We start from the raw sequence: 1,749 nt of genomic DNA, 5'->3' as shown, positions 1-1,749 counted from the left end.
CGTCGTCTGGAGGTCATCGCGATCAATGCCCCGGTGGTGGGGTGAGTGTAGACCGCGCGTAGCCACGCGTACGCCTTCACGCGTTCTTGGCGTTTATCGGCCCGCTTCCGGTCGCCGTCCGATGACGGACCGTCGGGCGGTTTGCCGGCTGGCGGCTTCTCGTCCGTTGGTGATTTCTCGTCCGTTGGTCTCTGATCGCCGGACGGTTTCTCGCCCGTAGGTCTCTGATCGCCGGGCGGTTTGTCGTCCGGTGGTCTGCGATTGCCTGGTGGAACCGTGTCGCCGGATGGATGCCCGCCCGGGTCATGGAATCGATCCGCCGCGCCGCGCGCGTTACTGTCCGCGTCGGCGTGCCGCCGACGCTCGGCCGCGTAGCGGCCGAGCCCAGCCGCAGGGTCGGCGTCCGTGTCGGTACCAGCCGCAGGGTCGGTGCCAGTATCGGCCGTCGTTCGTTGACGGCCGATCGCGTCGCGGATCAGGTCGCGGGCGGTGCCCGCGGGAATGGAGCCGTACCCGGGCAGGTACGCCGGTTCGGTCCCTCCGGCCAGCAGGGTCCGGTCGGTGATGACGAGCCGGATATCGACCGGGACCGGCTCCGTGACGCAGGCCTGTCCGGTGAGGCGTTCGATGAGGGTGTCGGCCATGATCTGTCCCCGGCTCCGCGGGTCCCCGCGCGCGATCAGACTGCTCGCGTGTTTATACAGCGCCCCGTACGCGGCGATGCCGTGCGTCATGGGTAGTAGCCCGGTCAAGTAGCTCATGCCGTCCGGCGCGGGGCGGAGGGTGACACGCCTGCCGCGGGCGGCTTTGCGGGCCCGTTCAGCCAGCGCAGCATTGTCTAACTGGAGGGCGTGTTTGTGCGCTTCGCCGGTGAACCGCCGGTTACCCCACCCGGTGACCGCGTCGGTGTCGGCGGCGAGGCGCCGGTCGACTTCGCGTTGGTCGGCTTCGCTCAGGCACGCGATTTCGCGGAGGATCAGGCTGGCCCGCCATTCCGACAGCCGGCCCAGTTCCAGGGCCCGCATGGTGTGCGGCAACACGCGTATCAGTGCGGTCGCGAGGCCGAGGTGCTGGCCGCCTTTGCGGGGCGCGTCGCGGCGGGCGGCGGCGATCTGTTCACCGATACCGCGCCCGAGACGCCGCCGCGGGGTGCCGGCGGCTGCTTGTTGGTCGCGTTGCGAGGCGTGGAAGGAGACTGCGAGTCGGGCTTGCGCGGCTGCGGCGGCGGCTTTGAGTTCTTCCAGGGCCCGGATCTGGTCGATCCGGGCCGCGTCATCGAGTGTGTCGTCGTGGGTGCCGGCGAGGCTTTCGCGGAACGTGCGCAACGCGATCAGGTCTGGTGCTCGGCCGGACGCGGCGGGCCCGAGTGGGGTCAGGACATCGTCCTGGTCCTCGCCCTCGGGTGCTGCTTCGGTGGTCTCGAGCATGTGTCTAGTCTAGTACTGGTGTACGACACGTCGCGATCCTCGAGACCGGCCTGTGGACAGACGCCAAGCCCGTCCGCGGGGCGGGCAGCCCGTGGCCCGGGACCAGACCGGCGTACGGGAGCGACCGACGGTGAGACATTCGTGACGGACGAGCGGACATTCGTGACGGACGGCCGGACATTCGCGACGGACGGCCAGACATTCGTGACGGACGGCGAGACATTCGTGACTGTGCGGTCAAGGGATTGTCGCAACACCCTGAAACCGTGAATCGAGGCCGGTATGGGTATCGAGGTAGACGCGCGTGAGGCAGTGATCAGAC

The 1,749-nt window shown here is 68.9% G+C and carries 1 protein-coding gene; it reads right to left on the bottom strand.

Going from position 1 to position 1,749, the window contains the following annotated elements; all coding sequences use genetic code 11:
* Positions 1-1,427 (bottom strand): 13E12 repeat family protein (locus CLV47_RS21735; protein WP_146135492.1); only part of this gene is annotated, 1,427 nt, incomplete at its 3' end.
* Positions 1,428-1,749 lie beyond the last annotated feature (322 nt).

Origin of the sequence: Antricoccus suffuscus, assembly GCF_003003235.1 — a bacterium.
Taxonomy (GTDB): Bacteria; Actinomycetota; Actinomycetes; order Mycobacteriales; family Antricoccaceae; genus Antricoccus; species Antricoccus suffuscus.
The sequence above is the reverse complement of the archived record's forward strand: the minus strand, read 5'-3'. Positions and strand labels throughout refer to the sequence as shown.